Origin of the sequence: Cupriavidus malaysiensis, from assembly GCF_001854325.1 — a bacterium.
Lineage (GTDB): Bacteria > Pseudomonadota > Gammaproteobacteria > Burkholderiales > Burkholderiaceae > Cupriavidus > Cupriavidus malaysiensis.
The window spans coordinates 1,528,243-1,547,802 of record NZ_CP017754.1 but is presented as its reverse complement, the minus strand read 5'-3'; the positions used below and the strand labels follow the sequence as shown (position 1 = coordinate 1,547,802).

Here is a 19,560-nt window from a genome sequence, read left to right as displayed (position 1 = left end):
GGGCGGCCATGGCTGCCGGTATCCTGCCATAGCTTGGGTACGACGACGCGCCGGACCAACTGGAAGCATGAGGCCAGGCCCGGCGCGCGCGGTGCCGCTCAGGCTTCGGCACGCCTGCCCGCCGCGCCGTTCCGCGCAGATTGCGCAATCTGCGCAATCTGCGCGATCTGTGCCAGCGCCTCGTCGCGGCTGAGCACCGTGGCGTACTTCTGCTCCATATCGAACAGATTGGCCGCGTGCGGGCCCAGCGCGCGGTCGCCCACGCAGTCCGAGACCACCAGCGGGCGGAAGCCCAGCGACATCGCGTCCACCACGCTGGCGCGCACGCAGCCGCTGGTGACGCAGCCGGCCACCAGCAAGGTCCGCACGCCGCGCTGCGTCAGCCAGGCCGCCAGCGCGGTGCCGAAGAAGGCGGATGGCACCGTCTTGCGCACCACCAGTTCGCCGGCGACCGGAGCCAGCTCCGGCACGATGGCACTGTTGTGGCCGTGCTCCTTCAGCGTCAGCATGCCGGGTACCTTCAGCGTGAAGATATTGTGGTCGGCATCGTCGTCGGCGAACACGATGCGGCTGTGCGCCACCGGCCAGCCCTGCTCGCGCGCCGCCCGCAACAGCGGCTGCGTGCGGCGGATGGCCTCGGGGATATTGCCGCCGCCGAAGACCGCGGGGTCGGCGAAGCCATTGACGAAATCGATGACCAGCAGCCCGAACGGCGGCACGATCTCCATCGCGGTGCCGAAGCCCTGCCGCTGGTAGGTCTGGACCTCCTCATGCATGGCGCTTCTCCTTGAACCGTGTGGCGACGGGTGCGTGGTGTCCATCCATCACCTGGCCGCGCACCACTACCGGCTCACCATCCAGGCTCACGGTGCAGCGGCGCATCGGGATATCGATGTGGCAGGCGGTGGTGCGGCTGCCGCCCGCTTCGTTGTTGGGGCCGAACGAGCAGAGGAAATTGCCTTCGTAGGCGCGCGCGTCCATGCCGATGGTGGCCTCGCGGTCGTACATGGCCAGCGCCGCCCAGCTCGCGCGCGGCTGCAGGCCCCAGCCGACATGCGACATCGCATAGGCCTCGGGATCGTTGAACGAGGCCATGTAGTCGGCCAGCAGTTCGGCATCCAGGCCGCCTTCGATGGCGGTCACGTAGCCGGCCTCCACCGTGACGCGGATCGGTGCCTGCACATAGGACTTCATCGGCAGCAGGATGTCGCCGCGGTCCAGCACGATGGTGCCGTCGGTGCCCCCCTCGTCCGGCCAGGTCAGCACGAAGCCGCTCGGCCAGTGGTCCCAGCGGCCGGCTTCGTCGACGAAGCCGTATTCGCTGATGGCCGGGAACTCACCCAGGCGGCAGCACAGGTCGGTGCCGGCGTCGGAGACGACCTGCATCCGGCGCGCGCGCGCCAGGCGTGCCGTGGCAGCCTTCACGCGCGCGCGGTCCGCTGCCGTCGGCACCATGCGCACGAGCACCTCGGGCGGCTCCACCGCCAGCAGGATCCGGGTGCCGGCGGAGAGGATGTCATGCTGCTCGGGCGAGAACAGCAGTGTCATCAGGTCGAGCACCAGGTCGCTCGCCTTGAGCGCAGCGATGGCGGCCGCGTTGCCGGTCAGCGGCGTGGTGCCGAGGTAGGCCAGCGCATCGCGGCTCAGTGCCTTGTCGCCGTTGACCGGCGGCAGGTCCAGCCGGTTGACGATGGCGCCCATCGATGCGGCCGCCACCAGCGCGGTGCGCAGCGTCTGCGGATGCGTGGCGGCACCGGTCAGCACGGTGACGGTCTGGCCGGGCTCCAGCTTCGACAGTGCCAGCACCTGCTGCCACGCCCGGGTCAGGTCGTAGTCGCTTACGGACATCTCTGTTCCTCCGAAGGCAAAGATCAGGCCGAAGCCACCAGCGCAGCACCGAGGAAGTCGCCGAAGGCGCGGTAGAAACCCGCCTCGTCGTCCCACGGGATCATGTGGCCGGCATCCGCCACATGGCTGACCTGCACGCCCGGCAGCAGCGCACGGATTTCCTGCACGTCCTGCGCGCCCACCACGTCGCCGCGGCCGGCGGTCATCAGCAGCGTGGGCACGGCCACGTGCGGCAGGTCGCCGTGGATATCGTCCTGGTGGAAGCCGTCGAAGCTGGCCAGCACCGCGCGCTCGTCGCAGGTGTGCAGCCACTCGGCGCGCAGGCGCAACTGCTCCTCGGTCCACGTCGGGCAGAAGCGGCGCATGCCCTCCGCATCGGTGCCCGCGCGCGCCAGGCGGATGGAGTCGATGTACCAGGGCAGTTGCGCGGGATACGCCCGGCGCCCCGGACCGGAGACCGGCGGATCCACCATCACCAGCCGCGTCAGCCCGGCCGGCTGCTGGCGTGCGGCGCGCACGCCGATGCGCCCGCCCATCGAGTGGCCGACGATGGCATAGCGCTGCAGGCCCAGCGCCCCGGCCAGCGCGATCACGTCGGCGGCCTGCGCGTCCAGGCTGTAGTCGAGCGTGTCGCCGGCCGCGGACAGGCCGCGCCCGCGCACGTCGATGACATAGGTATCGAAGCACTGGCCGAAGCGCTCGCCGACGAAACCCCAGGTGATGGCCGGGCTGGTGATGCCCGGCACGATGATCACGGCATCGCGCGCGGCGCGCGCGCCCTCGCTGCCGCCATAGCGCAGGTAGTGCTGGCGGATGCCGTTGGCCAGGACGTTTCCGCCATACAGGAAGGTGCTCATGGTCCGGTCCTCAGTAGGCGCCCGACAGCAGCGCGCCCGCGCCCGGCACCACCGGCTCGAGGTCCAGCGCGCGCAGCATCGCATAGGTGGTGGCAATGGCGGCGGTGACCACCGGCTTGCCGGTCATCGCCTCCACCTTCGCCACCGCGGGCAGCGACGGCATCTGCACGCAGGCCGACAGCACGATGGCATCGGCCTCGGCAATGTCCATCTGGGCGACGATGCCCGGCAGCCTGGCCGGATCGTGGCGGCCTACCTCGAGGTTGTCGGGAATCTCCAGCGCGCGGTAGTCCACCACCTCGTAGCCTTCATGGCGCAGGTAGTCGACCACCAGCTCGGTAAGCGGTTTCATATAGGGCGCGACCACGGCGATGCGCCTGGCGCCGATCACCTTGAGCGCATCGACCAGCGCGCCCGCGCTGGTGATCACCGGCGCCGCCCCGCCGTTCCCGGCGGTATGCGCCTGCAGCCGCCGCTCAGATTGGCGGTGGTAGCCATGGCCCATCGCCATGATGGCCACCAGGCAGGCGTAGCCGAGCACGTCCACGCGCGCGTCGGACAGCTCCACGGCGCAGCGGTCGGACTCCGCGTCCATCGCGGCCAGTTCCTCCTTGACCACCTTCTTCATGCGCATGCGGCTCGAATGGAAGGTGAAGCGCTCGGGGCGGATCTGTTGCCGCGCAGTGAGCATGGCGGGGATCTCGGTCTCCATGGTCGTATTGGAGCTCGGCACGATCTGGCCGATTCGGAAAACGTTCTGCACTGTCGACTCCGTCATCTTGTCTGTTCCGGGGAATGCCTACCCGCCGCTCCGATCCATCGCGCCAGGCGCCTGTCTGCGGCTGCGGTCGATTGTAGTGTACACACTCTATATAAGCAAACAGATTCCACGCCAGCAAGGCGGCACTCATTCAGTGCACGCTGAATATTCGATTCCCCGTTTTCGCGGTTAAATTCGCCAATATTGCGCAGCAACATGCCGACCCCATCTAAGCATCAGGGTTTTCCATAGGTTCATTGCATTGTTCCTTTACCTAGCATTTTTGAGTGTGTACACTCTTTTTCAATGCGGGGGCACACAGCGCTCCCCACACCATCCACCCACCTGTCATTGCCAGGAGAAAGAACGTGCAAGGCAAACCGCGAATCGCAATCATCGGCGCCGGGCTCGGCGGGACGGCCGCCGCGGCCCTGATGCAGCGCGCCGGCCTCCAGGTCCGGCTCTACGAACAGGCACCGGCGTTCTCGCGCCTTGGCGCCGGCATCCACGTGGGACCGAACGTGATGAAGATCATGCGGCGCATCGGCATCGAGGATGCCCTCAATGCCATGGGCTGCCACCCGGACTACTGGTACAGCCGAGAAGGTGTGAGCGGGGAAGTGATTGCACAGATTCCATTGGGCGACTACGCGCTGCGGCACTACGGCGCCAGCTACCTGACCGTGCACCGGGGCGATTTCCATGCGCTGCTGACCGAAGCCGTGGCCCCCGGCACGCTGCACTTCGACAAGAAGCTGGAGCGCGTCAGCGACCAGGGCGACGTGGTGCACCTGCACTTCACGGACGGCACGATGGAGGCAGCGGATATCGTGATCGGCGCCGACGGCGTGAACTCGCGCATCCGCGAAACCCTGCTGGGTGCCGAACCGCCCAAGTACACGGGTTATGTGGCACATCGCGCGGTATTCCCGATCGCGCGCGTCAAGGGCTTCACGCATGACCGCTGCACCAAGTGGTGGACCGATGACCGCCACATGATGGTCTACTTCGACACCGGCAAGCTGGACGAGATCTACTACGTAACGGGCGTGCCCGAGCCCGACTGGGACCTGAGCAAGAGCTGGGTGCCCAGCAGCATCGAGGAAATGCGCGCCGCCTTCGACGGCTGGCACGCGGGCGTGCAGTCGCTGATCGAGGGCACGGTGGAGGTCACCAAGTGGCCCCTGCTGGAGCGCGATCCGCTGCCGCTGTGGAGTCGCGGCCGCCTGGTGCTGCTGGGCGATGCCTGCCATCCGATGAAGCCGCACATGGCCCAGGGTGCCGCCATGGCGATCGAGGATGCCGCCATGCTCACACGCTGCCTGGTCGAAGTCGGCGCGGACGACTACGCGAACGCGTTCGCCCTCTACGAAGCCAACCGCGCCGAACGCGCCGGCAAGGTCCAGCTGGTCTCGCACAACAACACCTGGCTGCGCTCCAACGAGAACCCCGACTGGTGTTTCGGCTACGATGCGTTCCACGTGCCGCTGGTACCGGCAGGGCGCCCGGCGCTTTCGGCGGCCGCGTGATGTCCGCCTGAACCACCCAGCCGGCGCACCGCGACCACGCGGTACCGGTGCCTGGCGCCGCATCCCCTCGCTCATGAAGGGGAACGGCGCCGCGACGCGTGCAGTGCAAACCGCCCCCTTGCTCCGATGAACACGCCCCGCCCCCTGACCCTCGATGTCAACCACGCCGAGCACACGCTCTGCGTGGCGCCCGACACGCCACTGCTCTATATCCTGCGCAACGACCTCGCCTGCAATGGCCCGAAGTACGGCTGCGGACTGGGCCAGTGCGGGGCCTGCACGGTGCTGGTGGACGGCCTCGCCGCGCGCGCCTGCGTGCTGCCGGTGAAGGCCGTGCTGGGGCGCGCCGTCACCACGCTGGAGGGACTCGGCACGCCGCAGCGGCCCGACCCGGTGCAGCAGGCCTTCATCGACGAGCAGGCCGCGCAGTGCGGCTACTGCCTCAACGGCATGATCATGACCGCCAAGGCACTGCTGGCGGACAACCCGGCCCCGAGCGAGGACGAGATCCGCGAGGCCCTGCGCTTCAACCTGTGCCGCTGCGGCACGCATGTCGAGATCGTGCGCGCGGTGCAGCGCGCCGCATTGCTGCAGCGCAGGAACGAAGCAGGAGCGCAGCCGTGAACGACACCCAGGCTCCGCACCCGGCAGCGCCCGCCACGTGGCCAGGAGACCAGCCGCCTCCGGCGCACAGCCTGGCCGCGCATGTGTTGCGCCCGCCCGGCCTGCGCTGGTCGGGCGGGCGGCCGCTCGTGGCACGCCTGCTTGGCGCGGATACGCAAGCCGCTGCGGCTGCGCCGGGCGCGCGGACGGTGGTCGTGCGCCAGGACTTTGCGGGCGTGGTGGCCGATTCGGCCGAGCAGGCCGCGCAAGCCGCCAAGGCGCTGTGCGCCCGCTGGGCTCCGCCGCCCGCGCCGGACCCTGCGCCGGTGCCACGGCGGACGCTGGCGCGGCACGGCAACGCCGCCGCCGCATTCGAGCAGGCGCAGACGCGCCAGTCGCGGCGCTACCGTTGGCCGCTGGCCGGCATGCAGCCGGACTCCGCTACCTGCACCGCGATCGCCGACTGGCGCGACGGCACATTGCGCGTCTGGCTGCCCAGCACCCGCCCGGGCGCCTTGCGCGCCGAACTCGCCGCCCTGCTCGACATCGACGAGCGACAGGTCACGCTACTGTGCTGGCAGAGCGCGCACGATGGCGCCGACACCGCCCTGCTCGCGCACCATGCCGCCGCCGACGCCGCGCTGCTGGCACAGGCGGCGCAGGCATGCGTGCGGCGAACCCTGAGCGCAGCCGATGCCGGCCTCGCCGATGCCACGCTCGACTGGCGGATCGACAGCGCGCACAGCGGTGCCGCGCTCCACGCCTATGCCGCCACGCTCGGCGGCACCCGTGCCCCGGCCGTACCGCTGGCGCTCTGGCTGACGCGCACGGCGGCACCGGTCGCCGACGTCGCCGAGTTCGACGAGTTCGCCGAAACCATCGATAGCGGAAACGCGTGTGCGCCCAGCACAGCGCTGCTGCCCTATCGCATCCCCCATATCGAGATCCACGCCGCCGGCACCGACGCGAGCGCGGCCGGCACGCGATCGGCCGATGGCCGGGGCGACAGCCTGGCCAACGCACGCGCCCGGGTCTTCGCCCAGGAGTCGCATTTCGACGAGATCGCCGTCGGCGCCCGGGTCGACCCGGTGTCGCTGCGGCTCGACCACCTCGACGACGCGCGCGGCGCGGCACTGATCCGCGAGGTGGCGCAGCGCGCCGGATGGTCCTCGGAGCCACCGCCCGTCCGCGCGACGGGCGGTGGCGGCAATGTGCGCCGCGGCCGCGGCTTCGCTTACGCGCATGCAGTGGAAGACGAGGCGGCGCCGAGCTGGTCGGCCTGGGTGGCCGAAGTGGAGATAGACGGCACCACCGGTGAGCTCGCGGTCACGCGTGTCACCGTCGGCCACGACAGTGAAGCCGCGGCGCCCGGACCTACCTCCGCGACCTCGCCGCCGATGGAGCAACTGGCAGCGCAGACCGCACAGCAACTGACCGCTCCGCCGCCGGCGTTCGACACCTGGGCGGCATCAGGGGCACCGTGGACTCCGGCCGCCTCGGCACTGCAGGCGCCGGCCACAGCCGCTCTCCCTGCCACCAGGACCAGGGCGCCGGACATCCGCATGGCCGGCGCCCTGGCCTCGCGCCCCACGCTGGCGGCGGGTGCCGCGGCCACGCTGCCGGCCGCCGCGGCAGTGGCCAACGCCATCTTCGACGCCACCGGCGTGCGCCTGCGCGAACCGCCGTTCAGCGCCGACCGCCTGCGCCTGGCGCTGGCGGCGCAAGCTGCCGGCAAGGCGCGCCGCCGGCGCGGCTGGCTTGCCGCCGGCGCGGCAGCGGCGGCGAGCCTGTGCGCCACCGTGCTGCCCTGGCGCGCACCGCTCGCACCGGTGGCGCCACCCGAACCGGGCTTCTACTCCGCGGCCACGCTGGAGCGCGGCCGGCTGGTGGCGGCCGCGGGCGATTGCGCCGTCTGCCATACCGCTCCCGGCGGCCCGAAGAACGCCGGCGGGCTGGCGCTCGAAACGCCGTTCGGCACGGTGTACAGCACCAATATCACCCCCGATGCCGAGACCGGCATCGGCACCTGGTCGTTCGCCGCCTTCGAGCGCGCCATGCGCGAAGGCGTGCACCGCGACGGCCACCGCCTGTATCCCGCCTTCCCCTATACGGCCTTCGCCAAGATCAGCGATGCCGACCTGCAGGCGCTGTACGCCTACCTGATGTCGGCCGAGCCGGTGCGGGCCACCGCACCCCGCACCGAACTCGCCTTCCCGTTCCAGCTGCGGCCGCTGCTGGCGGGCTGGAACCTGCTGTTCCACCGCAACGCGCCATTCCGCCCCGACGCCGCGCGCTCGCCGCTGTGGAACCGCGGCGCCTACCTGGCGGAAGGCCTGGGCCATTGCAGCGCCTGCCATTCGCCGCGCAACGCGCTCGGCGCGGAAAAAGGCGGCCGCCACTACCTGTCGGGGGGCAGCGCCGAGGGCTGGGAAGCGCCCGCCCTGACCGCCCTGTCGCGCGCACCGGTGCCGTGGACCGAGGAGGCCTTGTTCACCTACCTGCGCGGCGGCTACGCCGCCCATCATGGCGCCGCCGCCGGCCCGATGGCGCCGGTGGTGGAGGAACTCACCCAGTTGCCCGCATCTGACGTGCAGGCCATCGCCCACTACATCGCCTCGTTCGCCGCGCCGCCTCCCGCACCCGAGCGCATCGACGCGCTGGCCGCGCAGGCCGAGCGGCGCAGCGCGCAAGCCGCCGCCTCGCTCAGCGGCCCCGCTGCGCGCCTGTACCAGAGCGCCTGCGCGGTATGCCACCAGTCCGGGCAGGGCATGCGCCAGTTCGGCGTGAAACCTTCCCTGGCGCTGAACACGAACCTGCACGCCGACCGCCCCGACAATGTGATCCAGGTGCTGCTGCAAGGCATGCCGGCGCCGCCCGACAGCGCGCTCGGCGCGATGCCGTCCTATGCGGACAGCCTGGACGACGGCCAGGTCGCCGACCTTGCAAGGTACCTGCGCGCACGCTTTGCCCCCGACAAACCCGCGTGGCAGGACGTCGATGCCACGGTTGCGCGCCTGCGCGCCGCTCCCGCTCACCGCCCCTGACGGAGATCCGCGCGGCAGGCTGGCCGCGCACCGCCTTCCCGCGCAGGCGCCACCACGGAACGAGCGAAGCGAAGCCGGCCTGCCGGCGATCGACCTTACCGCACCCCTCATGTAGCGCACACTGAATCGATATGTAGCGAGCACTACATACATGCAGCGAGACGCGCCACGGTGCATGCCGGCACAAGGACGGCGCACAGGCGTGGCGTACCGGCCCGGAGACAAGACGAGAAACGCACCATGGGTAGACAACAAGGAGAGACGATGACGTATCCGTATCACATGCGCCCGATGAACCCGCTGCCGGCGCCCCCGGCATAGTTCTCGCTTTTCCAGACTGCAGTCGTCACCACGTTTCATTGCGATGTGGCGCGCATGGCATCATGCGCCCGGCCTCGCCGCGATGGACGTTGGCTTCCGGATTCAGGAACCAGCCTTACAGAACAGGTGGACAATATGTCATCATCCATTTCATCCCTGCCATCCCCGACCATCGCAGAGGCGACGATCGGCTCCCCCTCCCAGCCAGGCCCGAGGCCGGCGATGTCGCACACCATCACGATCGAGCAAGGTATCCGCGCGGCCGGCGTCGGCAAGTTCCAGTATCGCCTGTTCGTCATCTTCGGCCTGGTCTGGCTGGCCGACGCGATGCAGGTGCTGTCGATCGGGTTCACCGCGCCTTCGATCGCCTCGACCTTCGGCATCCCGGTTCCGACAGCCTTGCAGACCGGGACGATGTTCTTCGTCGGCATGCTGGTCGGCGCCTTCGTGTTCGGCCGCCTGGCCGACCGCATCGGGCGCCGCCCGGTGCTGATGATGGCCGTGGTGATCGACGCGGCCTGCGGCGTCGCCTCCGCCTTCGCGCCGGACTTCCAGTGGCTGCTGCTGCTGCGCCTGCTGACGGGCATCGGCGTCGGCGGCACCCTGCCGGTCGACTACACCATGATGGCCGAGTTTCTCCCCGCCGACCGCCGCGGCCGCTGGCTGGTCCTGCTGGAGTCGTTCTGGGCGGTCGGCACCATCCTGCTCGCCGTGCTGGCCCTGATCGCCACCACGCATGGCGACAGCGCCTGGCGGCTGATCTTCTTCGTCACCGGCATCCCGGCCCTGGTCGGCGTGGTGTGCCGCCTCTTCGTGCCAGAATCGCCGCTCTACCTGAACCGCTCGGGCCGTTCCGACGAAGCGCGCGCGGTGTTGCGGCGCGTGGCAGCCGCCAATCGCGTCAGCGCCGAGATCCCGCCGCTGGAACCGCAGCAGGCCGAGCGCAAATCGGTCCTGGCGCTGTTCGCCGCGGGATGCCGGCGCCGCACCCTCTGCCTGCTGGCCGCCTGGATGCTCATCTCTGTCGCCTACTACGGCGTCTTCGTCTACCTTCCGGTGAAGCTGGCAGGCCAGGGCTTCGGCTTCATGCGTGGCCAGGTCTTCCTGATCCTGCTGGCGCTGGTACAACTGCCCGGCTTCGCGCTGGCCGCCCACGGCGTCGAGCGCTGGGGCCGCAAGCCGACCCTGATCGGCTTCCTGCTGCTCAGCGCAGCGGGCTGCATGCTCTACAGCCTGGGCCAGTCCCCCGCCATCGTGGTCGGCTCGACCTTGCTGATGAGCTTCGCGCTGCTCGGCACCTGGGGCGCACTCTATGCCTTCACGCCCGAGGTCTACCCGACCGACCTGCGCGCCAGCGGCATGGGCACCGCTGGCGCGATGGCGCGCTTCGGCGGCCTCTTCGCCCCCTCCATCGTCGCCCCCATCATGGCCAGCCAGTTCACGCTCGCGCTGGCGCTGCTGTCATCCTTCCTGGCCGTGGCGGCCCTGGCCATCTTCCTGGTGGACATCGAGTCGAAGAACCGCGCGCTGGACTGAGACAGGATCCCGGGGGCGGTCCCGGAGGAAGGCGGGCCGGCCGACCGCGCGGCGGCCGGCTTCCATTACAATCCGCCTACACCGGCGCGGCGGCCCGGTCGCCCCGACCCGGCCGCCCGCCTCCCCTCTCCCGCCGAGCCCTCGCCGTCGCCATGAAACAAGATCCGCGCTTTCCCAACCTGTTCATCCTCGATCACCCGCTGATCCAGCACAAGCTCTCGCACATGCGCGACAAGGAGACTTCCACGCGCACCTTCCGCGAACTGCTGCGCGAGATCACGCTGCTGATGGGCTACGAGATCACCCGCGAACTGCCGCTGACCACGCGCCGCATCGACACCCCGCTGGTCACCCTGGACGCCCCCGTGATCGCCGGCAAGAAGCTGACCATCGTGCCCGTGCTGCGCGCCGGTGTCGGCATGAGCGACGGCCTGGTCGAACTGATTCCCTCGGCACGCATCGGCCATATCGGCGTCTACCGCGACGAGCAGCACCGTCCGGTGGAATACCTGGTACGGCTGCCCGACCTGGAAGACCGCAGCTTCATCCTGTGCGACCCGATGGTGGCCACCGGCTATTCCGCCGCGCATGCCGTCGACGTGCTCAAGCGGCGCGGCGTCAAGGACGAGGCCATCACCTTCGTGGCGCTGGTGGCCGCGCCCGAGGGCGTGGAAGTGTTCCAGAAGGCCCATCCGGGCGTGAAGCTGTTCGTGGCTTCGCTGGACAGCCACCTGAACGAGGATGCCTACATCGTGCCGGGGCTCGGCGACGCCGGCGACCGCCTGTTCGGCACCAAGAACTGAGACTGAGCGCCGCAGGCGCCATTCGCGGCGGGCTTGACGGACCTCAAGGTCCGCAGCCCGCGAATCCTTACACTCGTCCCTTGAGCGCCGTACAAGCCTGCGGCGCCGCAGTCGCCCCCTGACCGCAGTGCGCGGTATGCCGCGCAAGGAGCAAGGAGACGAGACATGGCAGCCATCAAGATCCTGTTCACCACCGATGTCGGCCTGATGAGCCTGGGCGTCATCGCCTTCATCATCGGCATGGGCACCTTCTTCGCCCGGCTGTTCCGCAGGAAGATGCGCGAGGACGCGGCGCGCGCCGCCGCAGGCGGGAACTGAACGGCAACCGGAGCAGACCTGGGGCGACAACGCAGCAGCAATGGAGCGGCGCGCTGCCGCTCCGGCAGGGCCGCCGGCCTTGCCCGCTGCGCCTACTTCTTCTTGCCCGAGCCGAGCAGGCTGCCGAGCACGCCGCGGATCAGCTCGCGCCCGACCTGCGAGCCCACGGTACGCGCCGCCGACTTGGCCATCGACTCCAGGATGGAATCCCCGCGCCCGCTCTTGCCGGTGCCGCGCGTCAGCGTGCCGAGGATTTCGCCGGCCTGGCCGAGCCAGCCGCCGGTTCCGCCACCGTCGCCCCCAGTTGCCTCGCCTGCGGGAGCCGCGGCCCCGCCGGTCGCCGGGGCCGCGCGGCCCTTGAGCTTTTCATAGGCCGATTCGCGGTCGATGGCCTGGTCGTAGACGCCGGCCACCAGCGACGTCGCCATCAACTGCTTGCGTTCCGCATCGCTGATCGGGCCGATGCGGCTGCCCGGCGCCAGCACCCAGGCGCGCTCGGTCACCCCGGGCGTGCCCCTGGCGTCGAGCAGCGACACCAGCGCCTCGCCCACGCCCAGTTCGCCGATGGCCTGTTCCAGGTCCAGCGCGGGGTTGGCCCGCATGGTGGTGGCGGCCACCTTGACGGCCTTCTGGTCGCGCGGGGTAAAGGCCCGCAAGGCATGCTGGACGCGGTTGCCGAGCTGGCCGAGCACGGCGTCGGGAATGTCGGCCGGGTTCTGCGTGACGAAATACACACCCACGCCCTTGGAGCGGATCAGCCGCACCACCTGCTCGATCTTGTCCAGCAGGGCCTTGGGGGCATCGTTGAAGAGCAGGTGCGCCTCGTCGAAGAAGAACACCAGCTTGGGCTTGTCGAGGTCACCTGACTCGGGCAGCTTCTCGAACAACTCGGACAGCATCCACAGCAGGAAGGTGGCATACAGCTTGGGCGAGTTCAGCAGGCGGTCGGCCGCGAGGATGTTGACCACGCCCTGGCCCTTGTCGGTCTGGATGAGATCCTCCAGGTTCAGCATCGGCTCGCCGAAGAAGACATCGGCGCCCTGCGATTCGAGCGCCATCAGGCTGCGCTGGATGGCGCCGATGGAGGCCGCCGAGATATTGCCGTACTCGGTGGTGAACTGCCCGGCATTGTCTCCCACGTACTGCAGCATCGCGCGCAGGTCCTTGGCGTCGAGCAGCAGCAGGCCGCTGGCATCGGCGATGCGGAACACCAGGTTCAGCACGCCCTGCTGGGTGTCGTTCAGCTCCAGCATGCGCGACAGCAGCAGCGGCCCCATATGGCTCACCGTGGCCCGCACCGGGTGGCCCTTTTCACCGAACACGTCCCACAACGTGGCGGGACAGGCGCCCCAGGCCGGCTCGGGCAGTTGCAGCTCCTGCAGGCGTGCCTTGAGCTTGTCGGTCGGCTGGCCCGCCTGGGAGATGCCGGCCAGGTCGCCCTTGACGTCGGCCAGGAAGACCGGCACCCCGAGCCGCGAGAAGCCCTGCGCCAGCGCCTGCAGGGTCACGGTCTTGCCAGTGCCGGTGGCACCCGTGATCAAGCCGTGGCGGTTGCCCATCCCGGGCAGCAGGGCGAGTTCATGCTGGGCGTTCTTGGCGATGACGATGGGTTCGGCCATGGCGGGGTCTCGTGTCGGCGGTGGCGCCGGGCGCCGGCGGGCGCGCAGCCCCGGCGCCGGCGGGGGCGCGTGATAAAATGCAAGGTTGATTATAGCCAGCAGCAAGGCATAACAAGCACATGGCGCGCCCGCCATGGCCGATCGCATCGGCATGGCGGGCGCGCCAGGCACATCCGGCGGCGGCGGGAACCTGCGCGCCGCCACAGCATTCCGCCTCGGAGAACATCATGGCCGGTCATTCCAAATGGGCCAACATCAAGCACAAGAAAGCCGCCGCTGACGCCAAGCGCGGCAAGATCTGGACTCGCCTGATCAAGGAAATCACGGTTGCCGCCAAGCTCGGCGGCGGCGACGCGGACTCCAACCCGCGCCTGCGCCTGGCCATGGACAAGGCCACCGACGCCAACATGCCCAAGGACAACATCCAGCGCGCCATCCAGCGCGGCGTGGGTGGCCTCGAAGGCGTCAACTACGAAGAGATCCGCTACGAAGGCTATGGCCTGTCCGGCGCCGCCATCATCGTCGACTGCCTGACCGACAACCGCACCCGCACCGTGGCGGAAGTGCGCCACGCCTTCTCCAAGCACGGTGGCAACATGGGGGCCGAAGGCTCGGTGGCCTTCATGTTCACCCACTGCGGCCAGTTCCTGTTCGCCCCCGGCACGCCCGAGGACAAGCTGATGGACGCCGCGCTGGAAGCCGGCGCAGACGACGTGGTGACCAACGACGACGGCTCCATCGAAGTGGTCTGCCCGCCCAACGACTTTGCCGCCGTCAAGGCGGCGCTGGAAGGCGCCGGCTTCAAGGCGGAGGTCGCCGACGTGGTGATGAAGCCGCAGAACGAAGTCAGCTTCACCGGCGACGATGCGGTCAAGATGCAGAAGCTGCTCGACGCCATCGAAGGCCTGGACGACGTGCAGGAAGTCTTCACCAACGCGGTCATCGAGGAATAAGCAGGCCTCCCGCAATCGGCTGGCGGCAGCCGGCGGCGCAAGCGCCGGCACCGCCCTTTCCGCGCCCCTCGGCACCGTCGCATCGCACGGGCGCATCTCTTCTGGCAGTGGATCATGAAAGTATTGGTTGTCGGCTCGGGCGGCCGTGAACACGCGTTGGCCTGGAAACTGGCCCAGTCCCCCAAGGTACAGGTTGTCTACGTGGCCCCCGGCAACGGCGGCACGGCGCTCGACAAGCGCCTGCAGAACGTGCCGCTGACCGACCCCGAGGTGCTGGCCGCCTTCGCCGAGCGCGAGGGCGTGCAGTTCACCGTGGTCGGCCCGGAGGCGCCGCTGGCCGCCGGCATCGTCGACATCTTCCGCGCCAAGGGCCTGCGCATCTTCGGCCCGACCCGGGCCGCCGCGCAGCTCGAGTCCTCCAAGGACTTCGCCAAGGCCTTCATGCAACGCCACGGCATCCCGACCGCGGCCTACCAGACCTTCTCCGACGCCGCGCAGGCCCATGCCTACATCGACGCGCAGGGCGCCCCCATCGTGATCAAGGCCGACGGCCTGGCCGCCGGCAAGGGCGTGGTGGTGGCGATGACGCTGGAAGAAGCGCACAGCGCGGTCGACATGATGCTGGCCGACAACAAGCTCGGCGACGCCGGTGCGCGCGTGGTGATCGAAGAGTTCCTGGAGGGCGAGGAAGCCAGCTTCATCGTCATGGTGGACGGCAAGAACGTGCTGGCCCTGGCCACCAGCCAGGACCACAAGCGCCTGCTGGACGGTGACGCCGGCCCCAACACCGGCGGCATGGGCGCCTACTCGCCGGCCCCGGTGGTAACGCCCGCGCTGCACGCGCGCGCGCTGCGCGAAATCATCCTGCCCACCGTGCGCGGCATGGAGAAGGACGGCATTCCCTACACCGGCTTCCTCTACGCCGGCCTGATGATCGACAAGGACGGCAACCTGAAGACGCTGGAGTTCAACTGCCGCATGGGCGACCCCGAGACCCAGCCGATCCTGGCGCGCCTGAAGACCGACCTGGTCGACGTGCTCGACCACGCGGTCGCCGGCAAGCTGGACAGCATCGAACTGGAATGGGACCGCCGCACCGCGCTGGGCGTGGTCATCGCCGCCCACGGCTATCCCGACGCGCCGCGCAAGGGCGACGCCATCACCGGCATTCCTGCCGAGACCGCGGACAGCGTGACCTTCCACGCCGGCACCACGCTCAAGGACGGCACTCTGCAGGCATCGGGCGGGCGCGTGCTGTGCGTGGTGGGGCTGGCCGACACGGTCAAGGCGGCGCAGCGCGCGGCCTATGCCGCAGTGGAGCAGATCCGCTTCGACGGCATGCAGTACCGCAGCGACATCGGCTACCGGGCGATCAAGCACTGAGCCGGCATGCCGGGCGCAGGCGCCGGTGCCGGCGCCCGGTCTTCCGGCCTGCCGGTACAATCATGACAACGCCATGACGCCGGGCGCCGCCACGCCCGGCCCCCGTCCCCGGCCCGAAGGGCCCGCCGCGGGTCCGCCCGCCTCCATCGCCATGATCGATTCCCAGGCAGTACGAGACTACCTGCTCGGACTGCAAGACCAGATTACCGACACGATCGCCGCCATCGACGGCGGCGCATTCCGCACCGACGCCTGGGAAAAGCCGCCCACCGAACGCCTGCGCGGCAACGGCCGCACCCGCATTCTCGAAGGCGGCGCCGTGATGGAACGCGCGGGCGTGGGCTTTTCGCACGTCACCGGCGACGCGTTGCCGCCGTCGGCCAGCGCCAACCGGCCCGAGCTGGCCGAGCGCGGTTTCGAGGCCATGGGCGTATCGCTGGTGTTCCATCCGCGCAATCCCCACGTGCCCACGGTCCACATGAATGTGCGCTGCTTCCTGGCCACCAAGGCCGGCGCGGATCCGGTCTGGTGGTTCGGCGGCGGCATGGACCTGACCCCCTACTACGGCGTGGCGGAAGACTGCGCGCACTTCCACCGCACCTGCCGCAATACCCTGGCGCCCTTCGGCGACGACCTCTATCCACGCTTCAAGCAGTGGTGCGACGAGTATTTCTACCTGAAGCACCGCGGCGAGGCGCGCGGCATCGGCGGCATCTTCTTCGACGACTTCTCCGCACTCGGCTTCGCGCGCAGCTTCGACATGATGCGCGCGGTCGGCGATGCCTTCCTGCCAGCCTACCAACCCATCCTGGAAGCCCGCCGGCACACGCCCTACGGCGAGCGCGAGCGTGACTTCCAGGCCTACCGGCGCGGCCGCTACGTCGAGTTCAACCTGGTCTTCGACCGCGGCACGCTGTTCGGGCTGCAGTCGGGCGGACGCGCCGAATCCATCCTGATGTCGATGCCCCCGCAAGCTAGCTGGCGCTACGACTGGCAGCCCGAGCCCGGCAGCGCGGAAGCGGCGCTGTACACCGACTTCCTGCCCGCGCGCGCCTGGGCCTGAACGCGAGACCATGCATAACAAGGAAACAGGCCCTGCCCCCGACGCCCGCGAGCAAGGCAGCACCACCCCCCGCCCCGAAGCAGACGCGGGGGCAAGCCAACGCCCCTACCGCCTTGGCATCCTGGGCGGCACCTTCGACCCGCCCCACATGGGCCATGTCGCGCTGGCGCGGCTGTGCATCGACCACCTCGGCCTGGACGAACTGGTCTGGATCCCGACCGGGCAATCCTGGCAGAAGGGTGCGGACGTGACGCCAGCCGCCCACCGGCTGGCCATGACCGAGCTGGCCGCCGGCGCACTGGCCGGCACCGGCGCCAGGATACGGGTCAGCCGCATGGAGGTCGAGCGCGCCGGCCCGAGCTACACGATCGATACCGTGCGCCAGCTCCGTGAGCAGTATGGGCCGCACGCCTCGATCGCCTGGCTGATGGGCACCGACCAGTTGCTGCGGCTGGACACCTGGCACGGCTGGCAGGACCTGTTCGCCTACGTGCACCTGTGCACGGCCACCCGCCCCGGCTTTGCGCTGGATGCGCTGGACGGGCCCGTGCGCGCTGCGCTGCAGGAGCGCCAGGCCGACACCCGGCTGATACAATGCACGCCCTCCGGCCATATGTGGATCGACCAGACGCTCGCCGTCGACCTCTCCTCCACCGGCCTGCGCCAGCACCTGTCCGACGGGCTGGCGGCGGATGACCAACTTCCCCCGGGCGTGGCACACTACATCGCGCAGCAGCGGCTCTACCGCGCCGCTTGAACCGTGCCGACCGCCCGAACGCAACCGAACCGAGCTGAACAAGAACACACCATGGATATTCGCAAACTGCAGCGCGCCATCGTCGACGGCCTCGAAGACGTCAAGGCGCAGGACATCAAGGTGTTCGACACCAGCCACCTGACCGAGCTGTTCGACCGCGTGGTGATCGCCAGCGGCAACTCGAACCGCCAGACCAAGGCGCTGGCGGCTTCGGTGCGCGATACGGTCAAGGAGGCCGGCGGCCACATCGTCGCGGTGGAAGGCATGGAAACCGGCGAGTGGGTGCTGGTCGACTGCGGCGACGCCGTCGTGCACATCCTGCAGCCGCAGCTGCGCCAGTACTACAACCTCGAGGAAATCTGGGGCGGCAAGCCGGTGCGCATGAAGCTGGCCGCCGCCAAGGGCCTGGCCAAGGCCAGCGAGCCGCTCGATGCCGAGGACGATTTCCCGGCCGCGCCGCGCCGCGCCAGCGGCCTGCGCCCGGCGCTGGCCCGCCTGCCGGAAGGCATGAAGGAACCCTCGCCGCCGCTCGGCCACGAGGACACCGATCCCGACGCCATCGCCACCCTGCGCAAGCCGGCCGCGCGCCCCCGCACCACCAGCACCGGCGGCGCCGCGCCCGCGCGCAAGGCCGCGGCCAAGACCGCCGCGCCGCGCAAGACGGCCGCCAAGACCGCGGCCACCAAGACCACGCGCGCCGCAGCCAAGCCTGCTACCAAGACGGCTGGCAAGACGGCGGCCAAGAGCGCCGCGGCCAAGCCGGCCGCGCGCAAGCGCACCACGCGCCAGGCCTGAGCCGGCGCGATGCCTGAGCCACGCCGCCAGCCCCCCGTGCCATGCAGCTCGTGATCGTCGCGGTCGGGCACAAGATGCCCGGCTGGATCGAGACCGGTTTCGCCGAGTACGCCAAGCGCATGCCGCCCGAGCTGCGTATCGAGCTGCGCGAGGTGAAACCCGAGACCCGCTCGTCGAGCAACAATGCCGCCACCGTGATGCAGCGCGAAGCCGCGCGCATCGACGCGGTACTGGCCGGGCTGCCGCGCCAGTGCCGCATCGTGGCGCTGGACGAGCGCGGGCGCGACCTCAGCACGGTGCAACTGGCGGAACAGCTGACCGGCTGGCAGCGCGAAGGCGGCGACGTGGCCTTCCTGATCGGCGGCGCCGACGGCCTCGACCCTGCGCTCAAGGCACGCGCGCAGATGCTGCTGCGCCTGTCCAGCCTGACCCTGCCGCACGGCATGGTGCGCGTGCTGCTGGCCGAGCAGCTCTACCGCGCCTGGTCGGTGACGCAGAACCACCCCTACCACCGCGCCTGAGGCGCCGCGCCGCGGGCACGGAAGCGGCCGGCGCCGGGTAGAATGCGGCCAGTCGCATGCAGGCGCGCCGCGCCGCCCGTCTCGATGCGCTCCGATCCGCCCGGATCCCCCTTTCCATCCGCCTTGCCCCACCCCGTTGCCGCCGTGATCCACGACACCCTCTACCTCGCCTCGCAAAGCCCGCGCCGGCGCGAACTGCTCGACCAGATCGGCGTGCGCCATACCCTGCTGCTCGCGGGCGCAGACGAGGATGCCGAAGCGCTCGAAGTGGTGCTGTCCGGCGAAACGCCCGACGACTATGTGCAGCGCGTCTGCGCGCTCAAGGCCGAGGCCGCGCTGCGCCGGCGCGAACTGCGCGCCTTGCCCGACAACCCCATCCTGTGTGCCGACACCACCGTGTGCCGCGACGGAGAGATCCTCGGCAAGCCGGCCGACGCCGACGAGGCCGCGCGCATGCTGGCCTCGCTGGCCGGACGCAGCCATCGCGTGCTTACGGCGGTGACGGTCGCCTCCACGCTAGGCCTGCACCACGCGCTGTCGATCTCCGAAGTCACCTTCCGGCCGCTGCGGGACGACGAAATCGCACGCTATGTCGCCAGCGGCGAGCCACTCGGCAAGGCCGGCGCGTACGGTATCCAGGGCCGCGCGGCCGAGTTCGTCGAGCGGATCGCCGGCAGCTATTCGGGTATCATGGGCCTGCCGCTGTTCGAGACAGCGGCGCTGCTGCGGCAGGCGCAACTGCGCTTCTGAAGGTTCCGCAGGGACTGCCGGCGCGTGCCGGCGCCCGCAGCAGGATCGTGGCAGCGGCAGCCACAACGATAAGGCCGGCCGACCGGCGACGCGACGCATT

18 protein-coding genes are annotated in these 19,560 nt (G+C 69.9%); 13 read left to right on the top strand and 5 right to left on the bottom strand.

Annotated elements, in window-relative coordinates; translation table 11 throughout:
- Positions 1-98 precede the first annotated feature (98 nt).
- From BKK80_RS06675 to BKK80_RS06660, 4 genes are read right to left on the bottom strand one after another with little or no spacing between them, the layout of a single operon-like run.
- Complete coding sequence (locus BKK80_RS06675; protein ID WP_071068760.1) at positions 99-776, bottom strand: N-carbamoylsarcosine amidohydrolase; 678 nt, start codon at positions 774-776, stop codon at positions 99-101.
- The gene (locus BKK80_RS06670; RefSeq protein ID WP_071011729.1) at positions 769-1,848 is read right to left on the bottom strand and encodes a 2,5-dihydroxypyridine 5,6-dioxygenase NicX family protein; all 1,080 of its coding nucleotides are present in this window, start codon (positions 1,846-1,848) and stop codon (positions 769-771) included. The genes BKK80_RS06675 and BKK80_RS06670 overlap by 8 nt, the downstream gene beginning before the upstream one ends.
- A 23-nt stretch (positions 1,849-1,871) precedes the next feature.
- Positions 1,872-2,705, bottom strand: coding sequence for an alpha/beta fold hydrolase (locus tag BKK80_RS06665; RefSeq protein ID WP_071011728.1), 834 nt, complete (start codon positions 2,703-2,705; stop codon positions 1,872-1,874).
- Positions 2,706-2,715: 10 nt separating this feature from the next.
- On the bottom strand, positions 2,716-3,483 hold the full coding sequence (locus BKK80_RS06660; RefSeq protein ID WP_071068759.1) for a maleate cis-trans isomerase family protein: 768 nt from the start codon (positions 3,481-3,483) through the stop codon (positions 2,716-2,718).
- A gap of 350 nt (positions 3,484-3,833) precedes the next feature.
- Here BKK80_RS06660 and BKK80_RS06655 point away from each other — a divergent pair, with 350 nt between their 5' ends.
- From BKK80_RS06655 to BKK80_RS06630, 6 genes are all read left to right on the top strand, one after another.
- Positions 3,834-4,994 carry an FAD-dependent monooxygenase gene (locus BKK80_RS06655; RefSeq protein ID WP_071011725.1) on the top strand — a complete coding sequence of 387 codons (1,161 nt, stop codon included), beginning with the start codon at positions 3,834-3,836 and terminating at the stop codon, positions 4,992-4,994.
- Between the two features lie 126 nt (positions 4,995-5,120).
- Complete coding sequence (locus BKK80_RS06650) at positions 5,121-5,618, top strand: (2Fe-2S)-binding protein (RefSeq protein WP_071011724.1); 498 nt, start codon at positions 5,121-5,123, stop codon at positions 5,616-5,618.
- The gene (locus BKK80_RS06645; RefSeq protein WP_071068758.1) at positions 5,615-8,641 is read left to right on the top strand and encodes a cytochrome c; all 3,027 of its coding nucleotides are present in this window, start codon (positions 5,615-5,617) and stop codon (positions 8,639-8,641) included. Before BKK80_RS06650 ends, BKK80_RS06645 begins: the two co-directional genes overlap by 4 nt.
- A 543-nt stretch (positions 8,642-9,184) precedes the next feature.
- Positions 9,185-10,498 carry an MFS transporter gene (locus tag BKK80_RS06640; RefSeq protein ID WP_071037292.1) on the top strand — a complete coding sequence of 438 codons (1,314 nt, stop codon included), beginning with the start codon at positions 9,185-9,187 and terminating at the stop codon, positions 10,496-10,498.
- A 152-nt stretch (positions 10,499-10,650) separates the two neighbouring features.
- Entirely contained in the window at positions 10,651-11,301 is a 651-nt protein-coding gene (gene upp / locus BKK80_RS06635) for a uracil phosphoribosyltransferase (protein WP_071011719.1), read from the top strand.
- A 165-nt stretch (positions 11,302-11,466) separates the two neighbouring features.
- Positions 11,467-11,619, top strand: a complete 153-nt coding sequence (locus tag BKK80_RS06630; RefSeq protein ID WP_071011718.1) for a DUF3149 domain-containing protein — start codon at positions 11,467-11,469, stop codon at positions 11,617-11,619.
- 92 nt (positions 11,620-11,711) lie between these two features.
- Here the strand turns inward: BKK80_RS06630 and BKK80_RS06625 are convergent, their stop codons facing one another.
- Entirely contained in the window at positions 11,712-13,238 is a 1,527-nt protein-coding gene (locus BKK80_RS06625; RefSeq protein ID WP_071068757.1) for a helicase HerA-like C-terminal domain-containing protein, read from the bottom strand.
- A gap of 227 nt (positions 13,239-13,465) precedes the next feature.
- Here BKK80_RS06625 and BKK80_RS06620 point away from each other — a divergent pair, with 227 nt between their 5' ends.
- The 7 genes from BKK80_RS06620 to BKK80_RS06590 all read left to right on the top strand — a co-directional run bounded on the left by BKK80_RS06620 (position 13,466) and on the right by BKK80_RS06590 (position 19,460).
- On the top strand, positions 13,466-14,191 hold the full coding sequence (locus tag BKK80_RS06620) for a YebC/PmpR family DNA-binding transcriptional regulator (protein ID WP_071016190.1): 726 nt from the start codon (positions 13,466-13,468) through the stop codon (positions 14,189-14,191).
- A 114-nt stretch (positions 14,192-14,305) separates the two neighbouring features.
- Positions 14,306-15,574 (top strand): phosphoribosylamine--glycine ligase, encoded by a 1,269-nt coding sequence (purD, locus tag BKK80_RS06615; protein WP_071011714.1) that lies wholly within the window; start codon positions 14,306-14,308, stop codon positions 15,572-15,574.
- 151 nt (positions 15,575-15,725) lie between these two features.
- Positions 15,726-16,637 (top strand): oxygen-dependent coproporphyrinogen oxidase, encoded by a 912-nt coding sequence (gene hemF, locus BKK80_RS06610; RefSeq protein WP_071070733.1) that lies wholly within the window; start codon positions 15,726-15,728, stop codon positions 16,635-16,637.
- Between the two features lie 10 nt (positions 16,638-16,647).
- Positions 16,648-17,394, top strand: coding sequence for a nicotinate-nucleotide adenylyltransferase (locus tag BKK80_RS06605; RefSeq protein WP_071037294.1), 747 nt, complete (start codon positions 16,648-16,650; stop codon positions 17,392-17,394).
- Between the two features lie 51 nt (positions 17,395-17,445).
- Positions 17,446-18,189 (top strand): ribosome silencing factor, encoded by a 744-nt coding sequence (gene rsfS, locus BKK80_RS06600; RefSeq protein WP_071037295.1) that lies wholly within the window; start codon positions 17,446-17,448, stop codon positions 18,187-18,189.
- A 41-nt stretch (positions 18,190-18,230) separates the two neighbouring features.
- Positions 18,231-18,710 (top strand): 23S rRNA (pseudouridine(1915)-N(3))-methyltransferase RlmH, encoded by a 480-nt coding sequence (rlmH, locus tag BKK80_RS06595; protein ID WP_071011707.1) that lies wholly within the window; start codon positions 18,231-18,233, stop codon positions 18,708-18,710.
- A gap of 147 nt (positions 18,711-18,857) precedes the next feature.
- Positions 18,858-19,460: a Maf family protein gene (locus tag BKK80_RS06590; protein WP_156811356.1), complete on the top strand. Its 603-nt coding sequence runs from the start codon at positions 18,858-18,860 to the stop codon at positions 19,458-19,460.
- Positions 19,461-19,560: the final 100 nt, after the last annotated feature.

Bases quoted from the DNA above. Each gene is read 5' to 3' on its own strand.
- BKK80_RS06675 (WP_071068760.1), bottom strand. From the start codon at position 776: ATGCATGAGGAGGTCCAGACCTACCAGCGGCAGGGCTTCGGCACCGCG.
- BKK80_RS06640 (WP_071037292.1), top strand. From the start codon at position 9,185: ATGTCGCACACCATCACGATCGAGCAAGGTATCCGCGCGGCCGGCGTC.
- hemF (WP_071070733.1), top strand. From the start codon at position 15,726: ATGATCGATTCCCAGGCAGTACGAGACTACCTGCTCGGACTGCAAGAC.
- BKK80_RS06665 (WP_071011728.1), bottom strand. From the start codon at position 2,705: ATGAGCACCTTCCTGTATGGCGGAAACGTCCTGGCCAACGGCATCCGC.
- BKK80_RS06650 (WP_071011724.1), top strand. From the start codon at position 5,121: ATGAACACGCCCCGCCCCCTGACCCTCGATGTCAACCACGCCGAGCAC.
- BKK80_RS06620 (WP_071016190.1), top strand. From the start codon at position 13,466: ATGGCCGGTCATTCCAAATGGGCCAACATCAAGCACAAGAAAGCCGCC.
- BKK80_RS06625 (WP_071068757.1), bottom strand. From the start codon at position 13,238: ATGGCCGAACCCATCGTCATCGCCAAGAACGCCCAGCATGAACTCGCC.
- BKK80_RS06660 (WP_071068759.1), bottom strand. From the start codon at position 3,483: ATGACGGAGTCGACAGTGCAGAACGTTTTCCGAATCGGCCAGATCGTG.
- BKK80_RS06670 (WP_071011729.1), bottom strand. From the start codon at position 1,848: ATGTCCGTAAGCGACTACGACCTGACCCGGGCGTGGCAGCAGGTGCTG.
- upp (WP_071011719.1), top strand. From the start codon at position 10,651: ATGAAACAAGATCCGCGCTTTCCCAACCTGTTCATCCTCGATCACCCG.
- rlmH (WP_071011707.1), top strand. From the start codon at position 18,231: ATGCAGCTCGTGATCGTCGCGGTCGGGCACAAGATGCCCGGCTGGATC.
- rsfS (WP_071037295.1), top strand. From the start codon at position 17,446: ATGGATATTCGCAAACTGCAGCGCGCCATCGTCGACGGCCTCGAAGAC.
- BKK80_RS06605 (WP_071037294.1), top strand. From the start codon at position 16,648: ATGCATAACAAGGAAACAGGCCCTGCCCCCGACGCCCGCGAGCAAGGC.
- purD (WP_071011714.1), top strand. From the start codon at position 14,306: ATGAAAGTATTGGTTGTCGGCTCGGGCGGCCGTGAACACGCGTTGGCC.
- BKK80_RS06630 (WP_071011718.1), top strand. From the start codon at position 11,467: ATGGCAGCCATCAAGATCCTGTTCACCACCGATGTCGGCCTGATGAGC.